The following is a 323-nucleotide window of genomic DNA, read 5'->3' as shown; positions in this document are numbered from 1 at the left end:
GCGTCAGATATTGTCCAGTAGCTCGCTTTCGCCACGAGTGTTCCTCTTGATCTCCACGCATTTCACTGCTACACCAAGAATTCCAGCTACCTCTCCAATCCTCTAGCATGGCAGTATCGGATGCAGTTCCGGGGTTGAGCCCCGGGATTTCACATCTGACTTACCACGCCGCCTACGCTCCCTTTACGCCCAGTGATTCCGAACAACGCTCGGGACCTTCGTATTACCGCGGCTGCTGGCACGAAGTTAGCCGGTGCTTATTCTTTCGGTACCGTCATCCACACCAAGTATTAGTCGGCGCGTTTTCTTCCCGAACAAAAGTG

General features: G+C 53.6%; 1 rRNA gene. It reads right to left on the bottom strand.

Features of this window, described 5'->3' with window-relative positions:
- Positions 1 to 323: ribosomal RNA gene (locus tag ACTHTA_RS11445) — 16S ribosomal RNA — on the bottom strand; the annotation flags it as partial.

Source organism: Neisseria sp. P0013.S005, assembly GCF_051958425.1.
In the GTDB taxonomy this organism is placed as follows: domain Bacteria; phylum Pseudomonadota; class Gammaproteobacteria; order Burkholderiales; family Neisseriaceae; genus Neisseria; species Neisseria subflava.
Note: the sequence above shows the minus strand (reverse complement) of the source record. Positions and strands in the feature narration are given on the sequence as shown.